This is a genomic window from Alcanivorax sp. HI0044 (assembly GCF_001634945.1).
The window spans coordinates 1-993 of sequence record NZ_LWEZ01000751.1; the positions used below are offsets into that span (position 1 = coordinate 1).

Here is a 993-nt window from a genome sequence, read left to right on the forward strand (position 1 = left end):
CGCTACCGCACCGTGGGACAAGCCCGGGTACATGCTCCAGGACCAGTTGGCAGAACCGGTCATTTCAGAAATCGCGATACCCGCAGAGCCGGGCAGGCCCTGGCCACCGAATTCCGGGTCGCCGCCCATGGCCGGCCAGCCGCCTTCCACGTATTTGCTATAGGCTTCTTTAAAGCCTTTCGGCGTGGTTACCACACCATTATCGAAACCACAGCCTTCCTCATCACCGGAACGGTTCAGGGGAGCCAGCTCGTTTTCGGAGAACTTGGCGCCTTCTTCCAGGAAAGCATTCAGCAGTTCGCTGTTGATCTCTTCCAGACCCAGGCTGGCGTAGTGGCCATCCAGGTCCAGCACTTCATTCAGTACAAAGCGCATATCGCGCAGGGGAGCCTTGTAATCCGGCATCTCAAATCTCCCTTAAATTACCGGTGACAATGAGGCGGGCCGCGGCTCGCCAGTGTTGGGGGAGTCTCTGTAGTACTCCTTGGGACGCTAATCTTAGGTCAGGGCTCCAGCACGTCTCCAGCCCTATTTGTGACCCGCAAGTCAAACAAGCGTTTGAAACTACCGTTTGCCCGCTAACTGCTTTTTTTTAAAGGTCTTTTCCCGGCAACCGTAAAAGAGTACCGATATGCCTATGATGCCCTCTCAACCCCCTCGGGTTTCGGTATACTCGCGGAATTACGGTTTAACGGCCTGTTAAGGAAGAGTGAAATGATCGATCCGAATTTGCTGGATATTCTGGTTTGCCCGGTGAGCAAAGCGCCGCTGATCTACGATGAGACGTCGGCTGAACTGAAGTGCAAGGCCAGTGGCCTGGCCTACCCGGTACGCGATGGCATTCCTGTCATGCTGGAAGAGCAAGCTCGCACCATGGGTGATGAGGAAGCTCAATCACTGTAGCGTCCCACTCATAACTCTTCGCCACAGGAAGGCCTTTTATGCATAAGCGGCTTTGTTTCGCCCTGGCGCTGGCCAGCTCCCCGCTGTTCG

The 993-nt window shown here is 55.5% G+C and carries 2 protein-coding genes; one reads left to right on the top strand and one right to left on the bottom strand.

The genetic code is table 11. From position 1 onward, the window contains the following. The coding region (locus tag A3730_RS09000) for an acyl-CoA dehydrogenase N-terminal domain-containing protein (RefSeq protein WP_197477388.1) at positions 1 to 405 on the bottom strand (405 nt) is incomplete at its 3' end. Between the two features lie 309 nt (positions 406 to 714). On the opposite strand from A3730_RS09000, the gene A3730_RS09005 reads away from it, so the two are divergent. After that, positions 715 to 903 (top strand): Trm112 family protein, encoded by a 189-nt coding sequence (locus A3730_RS09005; protein ID WP_197468580.1) that lies wholly within the window; start codon positions 715 to 717, stop codon positions 901 to 903. Positions 904 to 993: the final 90 nt, after the last annotated feature.

What these genes read in the sequence shown, in the direction of transcription:
- A3730_RS09005 (WP_197468580.1), top strand. Translation starts at nt 715, where the DNA reads ATGATCGATCCGAATTTGCTGGATATTCTGGTTTGCCCGGTGAGCAAA.